The 985-nt window shown below is 29.2% G+C and carries 1 pseudogene; it reads left to right on the top strand.

From position 1 onward, the window contains the following. Positions 1-351: 351 nt before the first annotated feature. Positions 352-985: pseudogene (locus tag D9R21_RS06715) on the top strand (hypothetical protein); the annotation flags it as partial.

Here is a 985-nt window from a genome sequence, read left to right as displayed (position 1 = left end):
TTATTTTTGGTACCTAGCCCAAGTGTATTAAATATCAAATCTTTTCATTTTTATCCTAGTTAGTAAAGTTTTAGAAAAGAAAAAACTATAAACAATTTTTTTTATAGTAATATAATATTTATGTAATTATATATTTTTAATAAAAATTAGTGATAGTAATTTATCGTCAAATAAATTACTATCGTGGAAACACTAGCGGAAACTAGCGTTTCCACAGACAATTTTAACATATTTCTTGGTGGTATTTTTGTGATACTACTTTGAAATATGTTGGAAATTGCTTGTGGGAATAGTGCGGTGGTGCTATTCTCTTTTTTTGTTAAAAAGAGAATTCAGAAAGGAAACACAGTAATGAAAAAACTTTTAAGTCTATTAACAATATTAACCTTGACAGCGAGCATACCCGCACCGTTGCTTGCTAACACAACACTAACTCGTGTAAAACGCGATGTTAGTACATTGTCATCTAACTCAAACAACGATTATGTACCATTAAAAAAAATTAATGGTATTGGAAAGAGTATTTTTTATCCTGCAATTGATAGTAAAGATAATGTTTATTTTGTGTTGAGTGATAAGTTATTTGTTTTGAAACACAGGGAAACAACACCAACAAAAATAAATGGAATAAAAGATAATATTCAATCACTTGCTGTTGATAACAAAGATAACCTTTTTATTGCAACAAACAAGGGTTTATATAACTTAGTTTATGGTTCAGACACACCAGCAAAAATAAATAGAGTAAATGATAATATGTTTTCACTTGCTGTTGATAACAACGACAACATTTATTATATTAAATCTAATATGGAAGTGACATTTGTGTTGAAACAGGGTGCAACAACACCAACCAAAATTGATGGTATTGATGCCCTTATTTCTGTTTCTTCACTTGCAATTGATAGTTCAAACAACATTTATTTTGGAACATCTAGTGGTGCGTTTGTTTTGAAACACAGGGAAACAACACCGACAAAAATAG

Origin of the sequence: Spiroplasma endosymbiont of Megaselia nigra, from assembly GCF_003987485.1 — a bacterium.
GTDB lineage: Bacteria > Bacillota_I > Bacilli_A > Mycoplasmatales > Mycoplasmataceae > Spiroplasma.
The sequence above is the reverse complement of the archived record's forward strand: the minus strand, read 5'-3'. Positions and strand labels throughout refer to the sequence as shown.